Origin of the sequence: Streptococcus infantis (genome assembly GCF_047463315.1) — a bacterium.
Lineage (GTDB): Bacteria > Bacillota > Bacilli > Lactobacillales > Streptococcaceae > Streptococcus > Streptococcus infantis_AB.
Genome location: NZ_JASHEB010000014.1, coordinates 1 through 2500, shown reverse-complemented (window position 1 = coordinate 2500; position 2500 = coordinate 1). Strand labels below are relative to the sequence as shown.

The 2500-nt window shown below is 48.8% G+C and carries 1 tRNA gene and 1 rRNA gene (1 of these 2 cut by a window edge); both read left to right on the top strand.

Going from position 1 to position 2500, the window contains the following annotated elements:
* Positions 1-57, top strand: a tRNA-Ala gene (locus tag QM857_RS09165) (it extends 16 nt beyond the left edge of the window).
* 124 nt (positions 58-181) lie between these two features.
* Positions 182-2500, top strand: a 23S ribosomal RNA gene (locus QM857_RS09160); the annotation flags it as partial.

Below are 2500 nucleotides of genomic sequence, written 5' to 3'. Positions count from 1 at the left end.
TGGGAGAGCGCCTGCTTTGCACGCAGGAGGTCAGCGGTTCGATCCCGCTAGGCTCCATTGGTGAGAGATCACCAAGTAATGCACATTGAAAATTGAATATCTATATCAAATAGTAACAAGAAAATAAACCGAAAACGCTGTAGTATTAATAAGAGTTTATGACTGAAAGGTCAAAAAATAAGGTTAAGTTAATAAGGGCGCACGGTGGATGCCTTGGCACTAGGAGCCGAAGAAGGACGTGACAAACGACGATATGCCTTGGGTAGCTGTAAGTAAGCGATGATCCAGGGATTTCCGAATGGGGGAACCCAACAGGTACTACCTGTTACCCATATCTGTTAAGGATATGAGGAGGAAGACGCAGTGAACTGAAACATCTAAGTAGCTGCAGGAAGAGAAAGCAAAAGCGATTGCCTTAGTAGCGGCGAGCGAAACGGCAGGAGGGCAAACCGAAGAGTTTACTCTTCGGGGTTGTAGGACTGCAATGTGGACTCAAAGATTATAGAAGAATGGTTTGGGAAAATCAGCCAAAGAGAGTGAGAGCCTCGTATTTTAAATAGTCTTTGTACCTAGCAGTATCCTGAGTACGGCGGGACACGTGAAATCCCGTCGGAATCTGGGAGGACCATCTCTCAACCCTAAATACTCCCTAGTGACCGATAGTGAACCAGTACCGTGAGGGAAAGGTGAAAAGCACCCCGGGAGGGGAGTGAAATAGAACCTGAAACCGTGTGCCTACAACAAGTTCGAGCCCGTTAATGGGTGAGAGCGTGCCTTTTGTAGAATGAACCGGCGAGTTACGATATGATGCGAGGTTAAGTTGAAGAGACGGAGCCGTAGGGAAACCGAGTCTGAATAGGGCGCCTTAGTATTATGTCGTAGACCCGAAACCATGTGACCTACCCATGAGCAGGTTGAAGGTGCGGTAAGACGCACTGGAGGACCGAACCAGGGCACGTTGAAAAGTGCTTGGATGACTTGTGGGTAGCGGAGAAATTCCAAACGAACTTGGAGATAGCTGGTTCTCTCCGAAATAGCTTTAGGGCTAGCGTCGACATCAAGATTCTTGGAGGTAGAGCACTGTTTGGGTGAGGGGTCCATCCCGGATTACCAATCTCAGATAAACTCCGAATGCCAATGAATTATGGTCGGCAGTCAGACTGCGAGTGCTAAGATCCGTAGTCGAAAGGGAAACAGCCCAGACCACCAGCTAAGGTCCCAAAATAATTGTTAAGTGGAAAAGGATGTGGGGTTGCACAGACAACTAGGATGTTAGCTTAGAAGCAGCTATTCATTCAAAGAGTGCGTAATAGCTCACTAGTCGAGTGACCCTGCGCCGAAAATGTACCGGGGCTAAAACAATTTACCGAAGCTGTGGATACCTTTATAGGTATGGTAGGAGAGCGTTCTATGTGTGGCGAAGGTGTACCGTGAGGAGCGCTGGAACGCATAGAAGTGAGAATGCCGGTATGAGTAGCGAAAGACAGGTGAGAATCCTGTCCACCGTAAGACTAAGGTTTCCAGGGGAAGGCTCGTCCGCCCTGGGTTAGTCGGGACCTAAGGAGAGACCGAAAGGTGTATCCGATGGACAACAGGTTGATATTCCTGTACTAGAGTATGTAGTGATGGAGGGACGCAGTAGGCTAACTAAAGCAGACGATTGGAAGTGTCTGTCTAAGCAGTGAGGTGTGAATTGAGTTAAATGCTTAGTTCTATAACATTGAGCTGTGATGGGGAGCGAAGTTTAGTAGCGAAGTTAGTGACGTCACACTGCCAAGAAAAGCTTCTAGCGTTTAAACATACTCTACCCGTACCGCAAACCGACACAGGTAGTCGAGGCGAGTAGCCTCAGGTGAGCGAGAGAACTCTCGTTAAGGAACTCGGCAAAATGACCCCGTAACTTCGGGAGAAGGGGTGCTGACTTTAAGTCAGCCGCAGTGAATAGGCCCAAGCAACTGTTTATCAAAAACACAGCTCTCTGCTAAATCGTAAGATGATGTATAGGGGGTGACGCCTGCCCGGTGCTGGAAGGTTAAGAGGAGTGCTTAGCGCAAGCGAAGGTATGAATTGAAGCCCCAGTAAACGGCGGCCGTAACTATAACGGTCCTAAGGTAGCGAAATTCCTTGTCGGGTAAGTTCCGACCCGCACGAAAGGCGTAATGATTTGGGCACTGTCTCAACGAGAGACTCGGTGAAATTTTAGTACCTGTGAAGATGCAGGTTACCCGCGACAGGACGGAAAGACCCCATGGAGCTTTACTGCAGTTTGATATTGAGTGTCTGTACCACATGTACAGGATAGGTAGGAGTCTATGAGATCGGGACGCCAGTTTCGAAGGAGACGATGTTGGGATACTACCCTTGTGTTATGGCCACTCTAACCCGGATAGGTGATCCCTATCGGAGACAGTGTCTGACGGGCAGTTTGACTGGGGCGGTCGCCTCCTAAAAGGTAACGGAGGCGCCCAAAGGTTCCCTCAGAATGGTTGGAAATCATTCG